This window comes from Dietzia sp. DQ12-76, from assembly GCF_014145045.1.
Lineage (GTDB): Bacteria > Actinomycetota > Actinomycetes > Mycobacteriales > Mycobacteriaceae > Dietzia.
This window is the reverse complement of sequence record NZ_JAALDV010000429.1, coordinates 1-16,211: the sequence shown is the minus strand read 5'-3', so window position 1 is coordinate 16,211 and position 16,211 is coordinate 1. Positions and strand designations below refer to the sequence as shown.

The 16,211-nt window shown below is 69.2% G+C and carries 14 protein-coding genes; 8 read left to right on the top strand and 6 right to left on the bottom strand.

Annotated elements, in window-relative coordinates:
* Positions 1-66 precede the first annotated feature (66 nt).
* Entirely contained in the window at positions 67-2,247 is a 2,181-nt protein-coding gene (locus tag G6019_RS14015; RefSeq protein ID WP_107756586.1) for a malate synthase G, read from the bottom strand.
* Between the two features lie 118 nt (positions 2,248-2,365).
* On the opposite strand from G6019_RS14015, the gene dapF reads away from it, so the two are divergent.
* Together dapF and hflX are read left to right on the top strand one after the other, a co-directional pair.
* Positions 2,366-3,250 carry a diaminopimelate epimerase gene (dapF, locus tag G6019_RS14010; RefSeq protein WP_182611877.1) on the top strand — a complete coding sequence of 295 codons (885 nt, stop codon included), beginning with the start codon at positions 2,366-2,368 and terminating at the stop codon, positions 3,248-3,250.
* 56 nt (positions 3,251-3,306) lie between these two features.
* Positions 3,307-4,755, top strand: coding sequence for a GTPase HflX (hflX, locus tag G6019_RS14005; RefSeq protein WP_182611878.1), 1,449 nt, complete (start codon positions 3,307-3,309; stop codon positions 4,753-4,755).
* Positions 4,756-4,853: 98 nt separating this feature from the next.
* Here hflX and lexA read toward each other — a convergent pair whose 3' ends face one another.
* Positions 4,854-5,522 carry a transcriptional repressor LexA gene (lexA, locus tag G6019_RS14000; RefSeq protein WP_017836910.1) on the bottom strand — a complete coding sequence of 223 codons (669 nt, stop codon included), beginning with the start codon at positions 5,520-5,522 and terminating at the stop codon, positions 4,854-4,856.
* Between the two features lie 228 nt (positions 5,523-5,750).
* On the opposite strand from lexA, the gene G6019_RS13995 reads away from it, so the two are divergent.
* From G6019_RS13995 to G6019_RS13985, 3 genes are all read left to right on the top strand, one after another.
* Entirely contained in the window at positions 5,751-6,113 is a 363-nt protein-coding gene (locus G6019_RS13995; protein ID WP_156607182.1) for a hypothetical protein, read from the top strand.
* Positions 6,114-6,227: 114 nt separating this feature from the next.
* A complete protein-coding gene (nrdR, locus tag G6019_RS13990) occupies positions 6,228-6,686 on the top strand; it encodes a transcriptional regulator NrdR (RefSeq protein ID WP_107756583.1) in 459 nt (152 codons plus the stop codon).
* A gap of 80 nt (positions 6,687-6,766) precedes the next feature.
* Entirely contained in the window at positions 6,767-7,312 is a 546-nt protein-coding gene (locus G6019_RS13985; RefSeq protein WP_182611879.1) for a hypothetical protein, read from the top strand.
* Positions 7,313-7,342: 30 nt separating this feature from the next.
* Here G6019_RS13985 and hrpA read toward each other — a convergent pair whose 3' ends face one another.
* Together hrpA and G6019_RS13975 are read right to left on the bottom strand one after the other, a co-directional pair.
* Complete coding sequence (gene hrpA / locus G6019_RS13980; protein WP_182611880.1) at positions 7,343-11,257, bottom strand: ATP-dependent RNA helicase HrpA; 3,915 nt, start codon at positions 11,255-11,257, stop codon at positions 7,343-7,345.
* A gap of 47 nt (positions 11,258-11,304) precedes the next feature.
* Positions 11,305-11,493, bottom strand: coding sequence for a hypothetical protein (locus G6019_RS13975; protein WP_017836905.1), 189 nt, complete (start codon positions 11,491-11,493; stop codon positions 11,305-11,307).
* A 47-nt stretch (positions 11,494-11,540) separates the two neighbouring features.
* Here G6019_RS13975 and G6019_RS13970 point away from each other — a divergent pair, with 47 nt between their 5' ends.
* Positions 11,541-12,302, top strand: a complete 762-nt coding sequence (locus tag G6019_RS13970) for a hypothetical protein (RefSeq protein WP_182611881.1) — start codon at positions 11,541-11,543, stop codon at positions 12,300-12,302.
* A 56-nt stretch (positions 12,303-12,358) separates the two neighbouring features.
* Here the strand turns inward: G6019_RS13970 and G6019_RS13965 are convergent, their stop codons facing one another.
* Positions 12,359-13,018 (bottom strand): potassium channel family protein, encoded by a 660-nt coding sequence (locus G6019_RS13965; protein ID WP_107758101.1) that lies wholly within the window; start codon positions 13,016-13,018, stop codon positions 12,359-12,361.
* Positions 13,019-13,109: 91 nt separating this feature from the next.
* Positions 13,110-13,772 carry a potassium channel family protein gene (locus G6019_RS13960; RefSeq protein ID WP_107756580.1) on the bottom strand — a complete coding sequence of 221 codons (663 nt, stop codon included), beginning with the start codon at positions 13,770-13,772 and terminating at the stop codon, positions 13,110-13,112.
* Between the two features lie 113 nt (positions 13,773-13,885).
* On the opposite strand from G6019_RS13960, the gene G6019_RS13955 reads away from it, so the two are divergent.
* Both G6019_RS13955 and G6019_RS13950 read left to right on the top strand, forming a co-directional pair.
* On the top strand, positions 13,886-15,877 hold the full coding sequence (locus G6019_RS13955) for an APC family permease (RefSeq protein WP_107758100.1): 1,992 nt from the start codon (positions 13,886-13,888) through the stop codon (positions 15,875-15,877).
* Positions 15,874-16,211, top strand: a 338-nt coding sequence (locus G6019_RS13950; RefSeq protein WP_375539769.1) for a TRAM domain-containing protein, incomplete at its 3' end; no start/stop codon positions are given. The genes G6019_RS13955 and G6019_RS13950, both read left to right, overlap by 4 nt.

The following is a 16,211-nucleotide window of genomic DNA, read 5'->3' as shown; positions in this document are numbered from 1 at the left end:
GGTCGCGGGACCCGCTACCCGGGGGTGCGGGTGGCGGGTCCCGCGAGATGCCGGGTGGGAACCGGTCTACAGCCCGTTGGCCGCCTTGAACTCGCGACGGCGGCGGTGCAGGATCGGCTCGGTGTAGCCCGACGGTTGGCGGGTCCCCTCGAGGATGAGCTCGCGGGCCGCCTGCCAGGCGATCGAGGATTCGACGTCCGGCGCCATGTTCCGGTACGCCTCGTCACCGGCGTTCTGCCCGTCGACGATCTCGGCCATCCGTCGGAGCGAGTCCTCGACGTCGTCCGCCGTGATGATGTCGTGGCGGATCCAGTTGGCCAGCATCTGCGAGGAGATCCGCAGGGTGGCGCGGTCCTCCATGAGGTTGACGTCGTGGATGTCCGGCACCTTCGAGACACCGATTCCCTGCTCGACCCAGCGGACCACGTAGCCGAGGATGGTCTGACACGAGTTGTCGACCTCCTCCTTCTTCTCGGCGTCCGACCAGGTGGTGTCCGGTGCGAGCGGCACCGTGAGGATGTCGTCGACACTCGCGCGGGCGCCGCCGGCGAGCAGCTCCTCCTGGCGGGCCATCACGTTGACCCGGTGGTAGTGGGTGGCGTGCAGCGTGGCGCCTGTCGGGGAGGGCACCCACGCGGTGTTCGCGCCGGCGCGGGGCTGACCGATCTTCTCGGCGAGCATCTCCGCCATGAGGTCGGTCTTGGCCCACATGCCCTTCCCGATCTGCGCTCGGCCGCGGAGTCCGCACGCGAGACCGGTGTCGACGTTGAAGTCCTCGTAGGCGGTCATCCACCGGGCGGACTTCATCTCGCCCTTGCGGATCATCGGCCCGGCCTCCATGGAGGTGTGGATCTCGTCGCCCGTCCGGTCGAGGAATCCGGTGTTGATAAAGACGACGCGCTCCGTGGCCTCGGCGATGCAGGCCGCGAGATTGACCGAGGTGCGGCGCTCCTCGTCCATGATCCCCACCTTGAGGGTGTTCGCCGGCAGGCCGAGGAGTTGCTCGACCCGGCTGAACAGCTCGGTGGTGAACGCGACCTCGTCGGGTCCGTGTTGCTTGGGCTTGACGATGTAGATCGACCCGTGCCGGCTGTTCCCGCGCTCGTTGCCCTCGGCGATCCCGTGCATCCCCGCCAGGGAGGTGATGAGAGCGTCGAGTATCCCCTCCGGCAGCTCATTGCCGTCGGCGTCGAGAACCGCCGGGTTGGTCATCAGGTGACCGACGTTGCGCACGAAGAGCATGGAGCGGCCGTGGAGCCTGACCTCGCCCGCGCCGTCGGGAGCGGTGAAGACCCGGTCGTCGTTCAGGACACGGGTGAAGGTCTTGTCGCCCTTGGTGATCTCCTCGGACAGATCACCCTTCATGAGGCCCAGCCAGTTGCGGTATCCCAGGGTCTTGTCCCGGGCGTCGACGGCGGCGACGGAGTCCTCGAAGTCCATGATGGTGGAGACGGCGGACTCCAGGACGACGTCCTTGACGCCCGCGGAGTCCGTGGAACCGATCGGGGAGTCCGGGTCGATCTGGATCTCGATGTGCAGCCCGTTGTTGCAGAGCAGGACGGACGACGGGGAGGCGGCCTGACCGAGGTACCCCACGAACTTCTCCGGGGCCTTCAGGCCGGTGGTCGATCCGTCGGCGACGGTCACCTGGAGACTGCCGTCGACGACGGCGTATCCGGTGGAGCCCACATGGCTGCCCGACGCCAGCGGAACGGCGTCGTCCAGGAACTCGCGGGCCCAGGCGATCACCTTGTCGCCGCGGACCTTGTTGTACCCCGTGCCCTGTTCCGCCCCGTCCGACTCCGGAATCGCGTCGGTGCCGTAGAGCGCGTCGTAGAGCGATCCCCACCGGGCGTTGCCGGCGTTGATCGCGAAGCGGGCGTTCATGACCGGGACGACGAGCTGGGGTCCGGCGACGGTCGCGATCTCCGCGTCGACGTTCTCCGTGGTGACGGAGACGGAATCCGGCTCGGGCACCAGGTAGCCGATGTCCCGCAGGAACTGCGTGTACGCGCGCTGGTCGATCGGGGCCGGGTTCTCGTGATGCCAGGCGTCGATCTTGGACTGCAACGCGTCGCGGGTCTCGAGCAGTTCACGGTTGCGGGGGGCCAGATCCGTGAAGATCTCGGAGGCACCCGCCCAGAACGCGTCGGGATCGACCCCGGTGCCGGGGATCGCCTCGGTGTTGACGAAGTCGTAGAGGACCTCGTCGACCTGAATACCGCCGACAGTGATGCGTTCGGACATCGATGCTCTCCTCACATAGGGACCGTTCTGCAGACGACTCTAGTGCTCACGAGCCCTGTGATCATCCGACTTTTCCGCAGGGTGGAACGGGGTGCCGGGGTCGCTAGACTCGGATGCCATGACCTCCACGCCTGTGACCGCACCGTCCGAGGGACTGTCCTTCATCAAGGGTCACGGAACTCTCAACGACTTCGTGATCCTGCCCGACGACCGGGCGGAACTGGGGCTCGACGAGGACCTGGTGAGGGCGTTGTGCGACAGGCGGGGCGGACTCGGCGCGGACGGGGTACTCCGGATCGCCACGGCCGGTGCCCTGGTCGACCGGGGCGTCCTCCCCGCTCTGCCGGACGGCGTCGATGCCGTGGACTGGTTCATGGACTACCGGAACGCGGACGGTTCGATCGCGGAGATGTGCGGCAACGGCGTGAGGGTGTTCGCCCACGCCCTCGTCGCGACCGGCCGTGCCGGGGTCGGCCGGATCGCCGTCGGCACCCGGTCCGGTCCCCGTCCCGCCGACATCCTCCACCACGACGACACCCACGCCATGGTCCGTGTGGACATGGGTGAACCCGTGCTCCTCGGGGTGTCCTCGGCGGAACTCGCCGGACGCGTGTACGCGGGCCTCGCCGTGGACATGGGCAACCCCCACCTCGCGTGCGTGGTCCCGGGTCTGGGGGCCGCGGGGTTACGCGACCTACCGGTGCACGAGGCGCCGGTCTACGACACCGCGTTCTTCGGCGAGGGGGTCAACGTGGAGTTCGCCACCCCGCTGGTGGACGGACGGGTGTCGATGCGCGTCCATGAGCGGGGATCGGGGGAGACGTTGTCCTGCGGCACCGGCATCGTCGCCACCGCCGTCGCGGCTCTGGCCGACGCCGGAGAGGCCACGGGCGAGGTCCTGGTCTCCGTCCCCGGGGGCGAGGTCGGGGTGACCCTGACCGGTTCCGGTTCGACCCTCACCGGACCGTCCGAGCTCGTCGCGCACGGGTGGTACACAGGGTGACGCCCGGCTCCGTTCGCGGAGGCGTCGTGGACGCATCTGTGAGATGATGCTGGTGGATGACTATCGATGACGCCGCCCCTGACCGGGCCACACGAGACCATGACCCTTCGGTCGGAGACTTCCAGCTCGAGGAGCGCTCGTCGCTGCGCCGAGTCGTCGGCCTGTCGACCGAGCTCCAGGATGTCAACGACGCGGAGTACCGCAAGCTCCGTCTGGAGCGTGTCGTCCTGGTCGGGGTCTGGACCGAGGGCACGTCAGCGCAGGCGGAGGCCGCCATGGCCGAGCTGGCCCAGCTCGCCGAGACCGCGGGCTCGGAGGTCTGCGATGCGTTGATCCAGCGGCGCGACAAGCCGGACCCCGCCACCTACATCGGTTCCGGTAAGGCCAGGACCCTCAAGGACGTCATCGCCGCGACGGGCGCGGACACGGTGATCTGCGACGGTGAACTGACACCCGGCCAGCTCATCGCCCTCGAGAAGGTGGTCAACGTCAAGGTGATCGACCGCACCGCCCTGATCCTCGACATCTTCGCCCAGCACGCCACCAGTCGTGAGGGCAAGGCCCAGGTCTCGCTTGCGCAGATGGAGTACATGCTCCCGCGGCTGCGCGGCTGGGGCGAGGCGCTCTCCCGGCAGGCCGGCGGCAGGGCGGGGAGCAACGGTGGCGTCGGGCTCCGTGGCCCCGGTGAGACGAAGATCGAGACCGACCGCCGTCGGATCAGGGAGCGCACCGCCAGACTCCGCCGGGAGATCAAGGGCATGAAGCAGGCGCGCGACACCAAGCGTCATCGACGGCGCGCGACCCCGGTGCCGTCGATCGCCATCGCCGGGTACACCAACGCCGGCAAGTCGAGTCTGCTCAACCGACTGACGGGCGCGGGAGTGCTGGTCCAGAACGCACTGTTCGCGACCCTGGACCCGACGACCCGGCGCGCCGAGCTCCCCGATGGGCGAGTGGTGGTCTTCACCGACACCGTCGGATTCGTCCGGCACCTCCCGACGCAGCTCGTCGAGGCGTTCCGGTCGACGTTGGAAGAGGTCGTCGATTCCGAGCTCCTCCTGCACGTGGTGGACGGATCTGACACGTTCCCGTTGCGCCAGATCGACGCCGTCCGGACAGTCATCAACGACGTCGTGGAGGAGCAGCACGCCGAGAGGCCCCGCGAACTCGTGGTGATCAACAAGATCGATGTGGCCGACCACGTCGTGCTGACGGAGCTGCACCACGCGCTACCGGACGCGGTGTTCGTGTCGGCGGCGACGGGTCAGGGTGTCGACGAACTCCTCGAGAGGATCATGGGGGTGGTCGCCTCGGGGGACACGCGGGTCACGCTCGAGATCCCCTTCACGAGGGGAGACGTGGTCTCCCGTGTCCACGCGGAGGGCGCTGTGGTCGCCGAGGATCACACGAAGGACGGAACCCGGATAGAGGTTCGACTCCCCGCCTCAGTGGCGGGAGAACTCGACGAGTATCGCGTCCCCGACCGGCGTGACGGGGTCGCCTGACCAGAGCGCCGTGAGGGTCCGATCTGCCCTGACCCACGTCGCGATCGTGGTTCCCGCCTCGGCCGGGTGAGGTCAGGCGACGCACCATCGGCACAGGCTCAGAGCTTGCGGAAGACGGTCACGACCTTCCCGAGGATCGTCGCGTGCTCTCCGGGGATGGGACGGAACGAGGGGTTGTGGGGCAGGAGCCAGACCCCGGTCGAATCCCTGCGGAACGTCTTGACCGTGGCCTCGCCGTCGATCATCGCCGCCACGATCTCGCCGTTGTCGGCGACATTCTGCCGACGGACCACCACATAGTCGCCGTCACAGATCGCGGCGTCGATCATCGATTCGCCGACAACCCTGAGCATGAACAGGTCTCCTGATCCCACCAGGTCGGAGGGCAGGGGGAATACCTCCTCCACAGCCTGCTCGGCGAGGATCGGACCGCCGGCCGCGATCCGCCCCAGGACCGGGACGTAGACCGGTTCGACGGCTCCGCCGGGCCGTACGTCCTCCTGCGCGGGTGCACGTCGCCCCCGCGATCGCTGACCGGGGACGCCGTGGACGTCGACCGCCCGCGGCTTGTGGGGGTCGCGGGTCAGGAAGCCCTTCTTCTCCAGGGTCCGCAGCTGATGGGCCACGGAGGAGGTGGACTGTAGGCCGACCGCATCACCGATCTCCCGGATGCTCGGCGGATAACCCCTCTCCTTGACGGTGTCGTGGATGTGCAACAGCACGCTCTTCTGGCGTGTCGTCAGGGCCTCGAAGTCTGGTTTGGGCATGCGGCGGTCCCTTCAGCGAATGGGTGTTCGACGTCTCTTTCTGTGTACACCCTACGTCGGACCGGGCGGGGGCGCCACACAGGTGTTCGAAGAATTTGCGCGCAGGTGTCGACTCTGTCGGACCCGCGTGATACAACTCTAGGCACGTTCGGGTTCGAACAGATGTGCACAACGAGTCACACGAGTGTGCGAATCCGGTTCGCACGGAGTGTCGAGTGGGGAGTGGTCATGACCGTCCTGGAAATGCAGCAACGATCGCGTCCGTCCATCCCGTGGACGGAGGTGTGTGCGACCGCGCACGACCGGTTCGATTCACCCAGGGAGGGGACGCGCGTCCCTGCCGAGGTCCCGTCCGTCACCCGCACCCTCGACCGTGGCCGGAAGGTGCCCACGCGGTCGGTGGCACCCGGTCGCCGGGTGAGCGTGCGGACGGCGTCCACGGGTCAGGTCAGGGCGTGCGGGGTGGAGGCGAGACCGGCTGCACCGGTGGTGGACGACGTGCCGACCTGGGCGCTGGTGGTCGGCGGTATCGTCTTCGGAATCCTGATGCTGTTGGCGTTGGCCCTCGTGGGCGGGCCCGCCTACGCGTGACCCACGGCATCGCCTTCTAGAATGGTCCCGGGACGGCGGCCCGTCGCCCTCGCACCGCTGTCGGCTCCGGCCGGTGGACCGGTTCGGACCAGGTCGACGAATGGCGAAGCTGGAATGTACTGCCCCATATGTCACCACGAGGACTCTCGGGTGATCGATTCGCGGTCGGTCGACGAGGGGCAGGCGATACGGCGTCGACGCGAGTGCCCCGAATGCGGACACCGGTTCACCACCCTTGAGACACCGCTGTTGACCGTCCTCAAACGCAACGGCGTGACGGAACGTTTCAGTCGGGACAAAGTGGTCCGCGGCGTGCGCCGCGCCTGCCAGGGGAGGTCGGTCGACGAGGACGCGCTCCGGCGGCTCGCTCAGCAGGTCGAGGATGCGGTCAGGGCCGGCGGGGCGTCCGAGGTTCCCGCTCATGAGATCGGACTGGCCATCCTGGGACCTCTCCAGGATCTCGACGAGGTCGCCTATCTGCGCTTCGCCTCCGTGTACAAGCAGTTCAGTTCCGCAGCAGACTTCGAGCGCGAGATCATCGCACTCAGAGAGCGCCACGCCGCTCACCGGTGAGCGTGGGTTCTTCGTCGTAGCGACGAGCGCGGGCCCGCCGCGCTGAGCCCCGTTCCGCGGCAGTGATCTACTCTCAGACCATGCTCCGGGTGGTTGCGAGCGCGTCACTGTTGGTGCCGTTCGTCGTGAGCGCCTGGCTGGTCATCGGGCCTCACCACCCGGTATTCCCGTGGGCGTTCTCGGCCGGTGTCCTCGGGATCCTGGGCGTTATGGGCCCCGTGCCCGAAGCGATGATCCCGAGGTGGGTGACCGCTACGACGCAGCGGACGATCCACCGCGCCCGCTTGTTCGGTATCCCCTCCGTACTCCGTGCGCTGGATCGGGTCGGATGGAATCGCGCTCTCGGGCGACGCGTCAACTCGTGCCATGGTCGGACTGGGTTGGTGGAGATTCGCGCCAGGGCCACGCAGAGCCTGGTCGCCCACGGGGTGGGCGCGGGGATCCACGCTGCGGTGGCCATCCCACTCGTGTTCGCCGGCGCCTGGCGGAGCGCGGTGATCGTGGTGGTACTCGGTGTCGGCGTGCACCTTGTTCCCGTCGCGATGCAACGGTACGTGCTGGCGAGGGAGGATCGGGTGGACCGAGTGATTCAGGCCCGCGGGGCTGGGCGAACCCCGGATTCGTGAGCGCGAGGTAGCGAGGCGGGCGTCGTGGGCTCACCTCCCGGTCCGGCGGGAGAGAGCGGCGGTCACCGCCTTCTCGATCCTCTCGGCGGAGACAGGGCGCGAGGTGCCCAGGGACTGTGCGAAGAGTCCGACGCGATACTCCGCCAGCATCCATCGCAGATCCCGGGACGTCCTCGCCCCACCCGGTCGCCCGCGCAGTGCCGCCGTCGCCTGTGCCACGGTCGCCTCCGACTCCTCGAGCCGTGCGGTGAGCTCCCGATACCTCGCCGGTGACTTCTCCGCCAGGTCGAGCCTGAGGTCGATCGCTCTCACATGACGCTCCAGTTGCGGCAGGACCTCGACGGGGTGACGCGCGAGGAATCCCTTGCCCACGAGGAAGTCCAGCGCGGGCCGGACGTCGTCTGCGACGTCACGCGGGGCCTGCTCTAACCGCGCCGTCACCGATCGCGCGGCGACCAGCGCCGGGAGAGCGGCGGTGATCGACGCCGAGACGGCGCCCGGCGCTTCGGCCCTGGCCCGCGCACGCAGTTCCTCGAACTCCTGCACGGTGAGTACCGGCACCCCCTGACGTGTGGCGAGCATCCGTCCACACGCGGCCAGGGCCGCGTCCGAGACCAGTCCGTCGGCGCCGCCGTGGGGATACTGGGTGAGCGCGAGGCGCTGCTCCACCGGACGGCCCCGGAGTATCGCCGCCGCGGTGATCACATCCTTCGAGATCATCGTCAACACGGCCGCGGCCTGAGCGGCCCTCCTCTCCTCCTCGGTGGCGCACGCGATCCGGTGGAGGCCGTCCGGGCGCACCTGCAGCGCCGGATAGACCGTCACCTCGACACCGTCGACCGTCCCGCTGATCGAGGTCTCCAGGTCCCCGATCGTGTCCGCGGTCCAGGCCCGATGGGGCCCGTCGTCGGGGACGAGTCGCGAGTTGAGCGTGGCTCGGACCTTCTCCACCAGGCGGCTGCGCAGGGCGGCGAGATCGGTACCCGAGGCCACCACCTCGTCGCCGTCGACGACCTCGAAGCGCATGCGCAGATGGCCGGGGAGGTGTTCCGGATGGAATTCGCGGGGATCGACGGTCGTCCCGATCCTGGCCGAGAGCGCCCCGGCGAGAGCCACCGGGAGAGGAGCCGAGCGCGGGGTGAGATCTCCGGCCAGCAGCTGTGCGTATTCGGCGGGAGGGGAGCACAGACGCCGTAGGTACTTGGGCAGAGTTCGCAGCATCTCGGTGTACAACTCCTCCCGAAGGCCGGGGACCAGCCACTCGAAACCGGAGGCCGCGACCGAGGACAACTGGGGGAGAGGGATCCGCACGGTGATGCCATCGGAGTCGACACCAGGGTCGAACGCGTACCTGAGCTCGAAATCCCGCTCACCCTGCTTCCAGATCGGCGGGAACTCGGAGGCGGCCGGAGCGGTGTCCGAGGTGCGGATCCGCTCGGGCGTCAGTCGTAGACGGTCCGGATCCTTGCGGCCCTGCTTCTTCCACCACGACTCCAGGTGGCGCCCGGAGGTGATGTCGGTGGGGAGTCGCTCGAGGTAGAACTCGACCACCGCGTCGTCATCGATGACCAGGCCCCGGCGCCTGCTCCGGGTCTCCAGTTCGCGCGCCTGCTCCACCGCCGCGGCGTTCTCGGTGATCACCGGGATGCGGGTTGACCACCGGCCCTCCACGATGCCGTGCCGGACCAGCATCTCCCGGGCGAGCGGTGCATCGACCCGGGACAGGAGGATGCGGCGCGATTCGACGACGGGCAGACCCAGGAGGAGAACCTTCTCGTAGGCCATCGCGGCGCCCTGGGCGTCGGACCAGTGCGGCTCGGAGTACTGGGACCGGACCAGGTGCGCCCCGAGGGTTTCGATCCACGCCGGGTCGATGCGCGCGACATCACGGGCCCACAGCCTGGACGTCTCCACCAGCTCGGAGGCCATGACCCAGCGCGGTGGTCTGCGGGCGAGATCGGAACCGGGGAACACCTGGAAGCGGATGCCGCGGGTGCCGCGGAACTCCCTGGTGTCCTCGTCTTTCATCCCGACGTTGGTGAGCAGGCCGGACAGGATCGCCTTGTGGAGGTCGTCCTCCGCGGCGTGGCCGGACGGCGGATGCCAACCCCGGTCCCGGCACATGCTGGTCAACTGGGCGGTGAGGTCTTGCCATTCCCGGATCCGCAACCAGTGCAGATACTCGGCCTTGCACATCTTGCGGAACGCGCTGCCAGAGAGTTCGCGGCGCTGTTCCGTGAGGTAGCGCCACAGGTTGAGGTAACCCAGGAAGTCCGAGGACTTGTCGGCGAACCGACGGTGGAACTGGTCCGCCTTGTCTCGGTCCTCGGCGGGTCGCTCCCGCACGTCCTGAACCGTCAGCGCCGCCACCACCACCAGGACGTCCCCCAGCGCGCGGTTGCGGTGGCCCTCCACCACCATCCGCGCCAGACGGGGATCGAGGGGGAGGGACGCCATGTCGCGACCCACCCTCGTCAGGTGCGGGCGCCCGTCGTCGTCGATCCGGAGCGCACCGAGTTCGGTGAGCAGCGTCATCCCGTCCCGGACGGCCTTGCGGTCGGGTGGTTCGACGAACGGGAAATCGTCCACGGCGCCCAGGTCGAGATCGGCCATCGACAGGATGACCGACGCCAGATTGGTGCGCAGGATCTCCGGGTCGGTGAACTGCGGCCGGGAGTCGAAGTCATCCTCCGAGTACAGGCGGATGCAGATGCCGTCGGCGACGCGGCCACAACGGCCGGCGCGCTGCGCGGCGGAGGCCTGTGAGATGGGTTCGATCGGCAGTCGCTGGACCTTGGTGCGTGTCGAATAGCGGGAGATCCGCGCGAGGCCGGTGTCCACGACGTAGCGGATTCCCGGAACCGTCACCGAGGTCTCCGCGATGTTGGTCGACAGGACGACGCGCCGGGTCGAGTGCTGACGGAACGCCCGTTGCTGCTCGGCGGCGGTGAGCCGGGCGAAGAGAGGGAAGATCTCCGTTGCCTTGAACCTCCGGCCCCGGAGCACCTCCTCGGCGTCGCGGATCTCGCGCTCGCCGGACAGAAACACGAGGACGTCGCCATCCCCTTCGGCGAGGAGTTCGCCCACGGCGTCGGCGAGCGCGTCCAGGGGATCCAGGTCGACGGTGCGGTCCGCGTGGTCGACCCGGAGCGGCCGGTACCGGATCTCCACCGGGAACGTGCGACCGGAGACCTCGATGACAGGGGCGGGCCGGCCCGCCGCATCCGCGAAGTGGCGCGCGAAGCGGTCCGGGTCGATCGTGGCGGAGGTGATGATGACCTTGAGGTCCGGTCGGCGGGGCAGGATCTGCCGGAGGTAGCCCACCAGGAAGTCGATGTTGAGACTGCGCTCGTGCGCCTCGTCGATGATGATCGTGTCGTAGGCGCGCAGCAGCCGGTCCCTCCGGATCTCGGCGAGCAGAATGCCGTCGGTCATGAGTTTGACGGCCGTGTCGGCGCCGGTGCGGTCGTCGAATCGCACGGCGGAACCGACCAGGTGGCCGGGCTCCGCTCCGAGCTCCTGGGCGATGCGTTCGGCGACCGTCCGGGCCGCCAGACGGCGGGGCTGGGTGTGTCCGATCATCCCACGCACGCCTCGGCCGAGTTCCAGACAGATCTTGGGGATCTGGGTGGTCTTGCCGGACCCGGTCTCCCCGGCGATCACCACGACCTGGTGGTCGCGGATCGCCGCCGCGATCTCGTCCTTGCGGGCGCTGACCGGGAGGTGCTCGGGGTACTCCGGTGTCGGGATCGACCCGGCGCGCCGACGCAGTCGTTCGGCGGCGTCGTCGATCCTCCTGCCCAGGTCGGCCACCTGGTCCGCGCGCGCCTTCCGGATCCTCGACCGGAGCCGGTGCGCGTCGAGGATGCCGACGTCATCGAGTCGGACGAGCAGATCGTGCCGGGCCCGGCGCAGGTCGGGGGCGGGCTCGGAGGACGTCGTCATGGTGTACACCAGCGTATCGCCAACCGGTGACCGCACCGATCCGGGTGTCAGCCCGATGAGCCGTCCCGGCGCGACTGGAGGCGGGTGTAGCGCTGGTGGAGTCGCTCCCGGATCTCGTCGGGCTCGTAGGCCTGCCGCCGGCGTTCGGTCCGCGCGGCGAGGATGCCTGTGGCCGCCACGCCGACCACTCCGGCGGCGCCGACCACCTTGAACCACTGCCGTCCGCGGGGTGCCATGGTCCAAGGGTAGGTCCTACGGCCGCGTCACCTGGCAGGATCGCGGCATGAGCCTCGACACCGTCCCGCTCGCCGCCGCAGCCCACCGCACCCGGACCGGGGACCTCTGGCTCTTCCGTGGGCGCACGACCGCCGACAGGCTCATTCAGACCCTGACCAACTCCCCCGTGAACCACGTGGGGGTGGCGGTGGTTCTCGACGATCTACCGCCGCTCCTCTGGCACGCCGAGATGGGTCGCGCGCTGACGGACGTCTGGACGGGTCGCAGGCAACGCGGCGTCCAACTGCACGATCTCGAGGCGGCGGTGCGTCAGTGGACCGGGCCGTACGGACAACGTGCATGGTTCCGGCAGATCAGCCCGGAGACCGGTGAGGCGCAGGAGGACGCGGTACTGGAGACGATCGCCCGCCTGAACGGTGTGTCGTTCCCCTCCGCGGGGCGCCTGACCGCCCGGTGGGCCCGGGGTCGGTGGGCAGCTCGGGGACGGCGCCGATCCGTCCGCGACGCCGGCACGGGGCCCGGGTCCGGAGGGGACGGTGAGGCCGGTGCCCAGGGGAGGCGGGGCATCGGTCTCCCGTGGCGCAGAACCGTCGACACCGGGCCGGTACTGCGCATGGAGGCCGCCTATTGCGCCGAGGTCGTCGGGATGACACTCGAGGCGATGGGCGTCCTGCTGCCGGCCGGTGATGCCAGTTGGTACGACCCCGGACGGTTCTGGAGCGGAGACGCACTGCCCCTCGCGCCGGGGTGGGACTACGGGCGGGAGGTCGCGGTCACCGTTCCCGCAGACGCGGACCGCGGGTACTGACCAGCGCGCCCGGACGCGGCTGCCGGGCGGGACGCTCGAGCGGGAGTCAACGGGTGTCAGCCGCCGAGGATCGCGATGCTCAGATCCTCCTCGGCCGTCTCGGGGGCCACGACGAGCAGTTCGTCACCGGGCTCGAACGGGACGTCGGGTTCGGGAGTGATCACCCTGCCTCCCCGGAGGACGGCCACCAGCGCCGCGTCGCGGGGGAGCCGGACGCGGGAGACGGGCCTGCCCGCGAGGGGGGTCTGGTCCGGCAGCGTCACGCTCACCAGGTTGACACCGCCGCGACGCAGGGTCATCAGCCGCACGACGTCACCGACGGCGACGGCCTCCTCGACCACCGAAACCATGAGCCGGGGCGTCGAGACGGCCACGTCGACCCCCCAGCGGTCGTCGAACAGCCACTCGTTCCGCGGGTCGTTGACGCGGGCGACCACCCGGGGCACGGCGAACTCCGTCTTGGCCAGCAGGCTCACGACCAGGTTCACCTTGTCGTCGCCGGTGGCAGCGACCACCACGTCGGACTCCTCGGCCCGGAGCCGTTCGAGGAAGCTGAGCTCGCACGCGTCCCCCACGAGTTGCCGGGCACCGGTGACCGAGTCGCGGTCGAACACGGCCGGGCGTCGGTCGACGAGCGTCACGTGGTGGTCATTGGCCAGGAGCTCGCGGGCGATGGATCGCCCCACCACGCCTGCGCCGGCCACCAGCACCCGCATGGTGGAGGCATGGAACGTGCGGGTGGAGGCGCGGTCCAACAGGCCCGCGCCGTCCGCGTAGTCGGGGACCGGGTCTCCGCCGACGGGCCGGTCAGTCATCAGTTGGTCCTCGCTTCACGATGTCGTCGAGATCGTCCACCACGGCGGAGGGCACGGCCAGGTGGATCAGGTCCTCCGCCTGCGCGAGAGTGCCGCCATCGGGGACCCGGCATTCGCCGAAACGGGTGAGGGCGACCGCGGTGCCACCGACGGTCCCGGCCAGGGAGGCGAGGGTGGCCCCGACCCACACCGGGGGAGGGACCACCGCGACAAGCGAGACCTCACCGGTCTGATCGCGCCAGACCACCGGGCTCGAACCGGACGTGATGTATCTGATGAGGCGGCCGGTCGCCCAGGGGACCGTCGCGACGGTGGGGATGCCCAACCTCTCGTAGACCTCGGCGCGTCCGGCGTCGTAGATCCTGGCGATCACCCGCTCGACGCCGTAGGTTTCGCGGGCCACCCTCGCGGCGATGATGTTCGAGTTGTCCCCGGAGGAGACCGCCGCGAACGCGTCGGCGCCGTGGAGCCCGGCGTCCACGAGGACCTCGCGGTCGAAGCCGAGTCCGGTGACGGTGCGGCCGCCGAACCGCTCGGGCAACCTTGCGAACGCCGCGGGGTCCCGGTCGATCACGACCACCTCGTGACCGTCCTCGTCGAGTTCGGTCGCCAGCTCCGCCCCGACCCGCCCACAGCCCATGATGATGACCCTCATGGTGAGTACCGCTCCTCACGGTCCGCGACGCGCGGACCCGTGGGATCACGCTACTCCCGTCGGCAGAACTGTCCCTGCGGCACGCGGAGCCCTACGATGTGTCGGTGTCCAGGATCTCCCGGGTGTCCGTCGGAACCAAGCGCCTGTTGCTGGGGCGTCCTTTCCGCAGCGACACCTCAGGGGACTCGCCGTTGCGCAAGCGGATCGCACTGCCGGTCTTCGCCTCGGATGCGTTGTCCTCCGTCGCCTACGCCCCCGAGGAGATCTTCCTCATCCTGTCGTTGGCCGGGATGTCGGCCCTCGTCTTCACCCCGTGGGTCGGCCTCGCGGTGGCGGTCGTCATGGTGGTCGTGATCGCCTGTTATCGACAGAACGTCCGCGCCTATCCGTCCGGCGACGGTGACTACGAGGTCGCCACCGTGAACCTCGGGCCCAACGCCGGACTGGGCGTCGGCGCGGCCCTGCTCATCGACTACGTCCTCACCGTGGCGGTGTCGATCTCGGCGGCGGCCGCCAACATCGGCTCCGCCATCCCGTTCGTCTACTCGAACGAGGTCGTCTTCGCCGTCGTCGCGATCGTCCTGCTCACCGCGATCAACCTCCGGGGCATCCGGGAGTCACGAGCGATGTTCGCGATCCCGGTCTACGCGTTCATGGCGGCCATGACCACACTGGTGGTGTGGGGCTTGTTCCAGGTGGACGTTCTGGATCGTGACCTGAGGGCGGAGTCCGCGGACTTCGAACTCGTCACGCCCGACGGGGTGGCCGTCGCCGGGCTCGCCCTCGCGTTCGTGGTGGCCAAGTCCTTCGCCTCGGGGTGTGCCGCGTTGACCGGAGTGGAAGCCATCCACAACGGCGTACCCGCGTTCCGCAGTCCCCGGGCCCGGAACGCCGCCACGACCCTGGTCATGCTCGGGGTGGTGTCGATCTCGTTCCTGCTCGGTCTGATCGTGTTGGCGAACAAACTCGGGGTCCAGATCGCGGAGGACCCGGCCGCCCAACTGATCGGCGCCCCGGAGGACTATCACCAGAAGACGATGATCGCGCAGCTGGCCGACCCCGTCTTCGCCGGACTCCCGGTCGCCTTCTACGTGATCATGACCATCACCACGCTCATCCTGGTGCTCGCGGCTAATACCGCGTTCAACGGATTCCCCGTGCTCGCCTCGGTCCTCGCGCGGGACAAGTACCTCCCGAGGCAGCTCGCCACGCGCGGCGACCGCCTCGCCTTCTCCAACGGGATCGTCCTGCTCGCCATCGCGGCGATCGTCCTCGTGGTGGCCTTCGACGCCCAGGTCACCGTGCTCATCCAGCTCTACATCGTGGGCGTCTTCGTGGCGTTCACCCTGAGCCAGCTCGGGATGGTCCGTCACTGGACACGGCGACTGGAGAGCGAAGAGGTCCCGGCGGTCCGACGTCGGGTGCAGCGCGCCCGCGCGGTCAACGGGGTCGGCTTCGTGCTCACCTCGGGTGTCCTGGTAATCGTCATGGGCACCAAGTTCTTCGCGGGCGCCTACATCGCGGTGCTGGCGATGCTTGCCGTGTTCGGGGTCATGAAGCTCATCAAGCGGCACTACGAGTCGGTCGCGCGTGAGCTCGAGGACTCCTCCTGGGAGGTCGTGCTCCCGAGCCGCACCCATTGCGTCGTGCTGGTGTCCAAGCTCCACCTGCCCACCCTCCGCGCGCTGGCCTACGCCCGGGCGACCAGACCGGACACCATCGAGGCACTGACGGTGAACATCGAGACCACGGAGACCCGGGTGCTGGTGCGGGAGTGGGAGCGCAGGCGCATCTCCGTACCGCTCAAGGTTGTGGAGTCCCCGTACCGGGAGATCAACCGACCGGTGGTCGACTACGTCAAGCGGCTGCGGGACCAGTCGCCCAGGGACGTGGTGATCGTGTACATCCCGGAGTACGTGGTGGGGCATTGGTGGGAACAGCTGCTGCACAACCAGAGCGCGCTGCGCCTGAAGACCCGTCTGCTATACGAGCGGGGCGTCATGGTGACCAGCGTTCCGTGGCAGCTGTCGTCGTCGGACGGCCGCGCGGAGCAGGCGCGTGACGAACCGATCATCGGGCGCTGGGGCGCGCCGGAGGACCGATGACGCCGGTGACCGGGACCGACTGGACGGGGCGTGTGCTGCGACTGCGCATCGAGGGTCCGGCGCAGGGTGGTGAGTTCGTGGCCCGGCACTCCGGACGAGTGGTGTTCTGCCGCGGCGGGATCACGGGGGAACTGGCCGAGGTGGTGATCGACGACGACCCCGGGCGGGCATTCTGCCGCGGAACCGTGACCCGCGTGCTCGAACCGTCACCCGACCGGATCGACCCCGTCTGTCCGGCGGCGGCGGCCGGTGCAGGGTGTTGCGACTGGAGCCACATCGGCCCGTCGGCCGCCCGGGAGTTCGCGGGAGTCGTCCTGGCCGACCAGGCCCGCCG

Excerpts from the sequence above, each read along its gene's own strand:
- G6019_RS13975 (WP_017836905.1), bottom strand. The coding sequence starts at position 11,493 with ATGGCACCCCGCGGACGGCAGTGGTTCAAGGTGGTCGGCGCCGCCGGA.
- hflX (WP_182611878.1), top strand. The coding sequence starts at position 3,307 with ATGACTATCGATGACGCCGCCCCTGACCGGGCCACACGAGACCATGAC.
- G6019_RS14015 (WP_107756586.1), bottom strand. The coding sequence starts at position 2,247 with ATGTCCGAACGCATCACTGTCGGCGGTATTCAGGTCGACGAGGTCCTC.
- G6019_RS13995 (WP_156607182.1), top strand. The coding sequence starts at position 5,751 with ATGACCGTCCTGGAAATGCAGCAACGATCGCGTCCGTCCATCCCGTGG.
- G6019_RS13970 (WP_182611881.1), top strand. The coding sequence starts at position 11,541 with ATGAGCCTCGACACCGTCCCGCTCGCCGCCGCAGCCCACCGCACCCGG.
- G6019_RS13960 (WP_107756580.1), bottom strand. The coding sequence starts at position 13,772 with ATGAGGGTCATCATCATGGGCTGTGGGCGGGTCGGGGCGGAGCTGGCG.
- dapF (WP_182611877.1), top strand. The coding sequence starts at position 2,366 with ATGACCTCCACGCCTGTGACCGCACCGTCCGAGGGACTGTCCTTCATC.
- lexA (WP_017836910.1), bottom strand. The coding sequence starts at position 5,522 with ATGCCCAAACCAGACTTCGAGGCCCTGACGACACGCCAGAAGAGCGTG.
- nrdR (WP_107756583.1), top strand. The coding sequence starts at position 6,228 with ATGTACTGCCCCATATGTCACCACGAGGACTCTCGGGTGATCGATTCG.
- G6019_RS13965 (WP_107758101.1), bottom strand. The coding sequence starts at position 13,018 with ATGCGGGTGCTGGTGGCCGGCGCAGGCGTGGTGGGGCGATCCATCGCC.
- G6019_RS13985 (WP_182611879.1), top strand. The coding sequence starts at position 6,767 with ATGCTCCGGGTGGTTGCGAGCGCGTCACTGTTGGTGCCGTTCGTCGTG.
- hrpA (WP_182611880.1), bottom strand. The coding sequence starts at position 11,257 with ATGACGACGTCCTCCGAGCCCGCCCCCGACCTGCGCCGGGCCCGGCAC.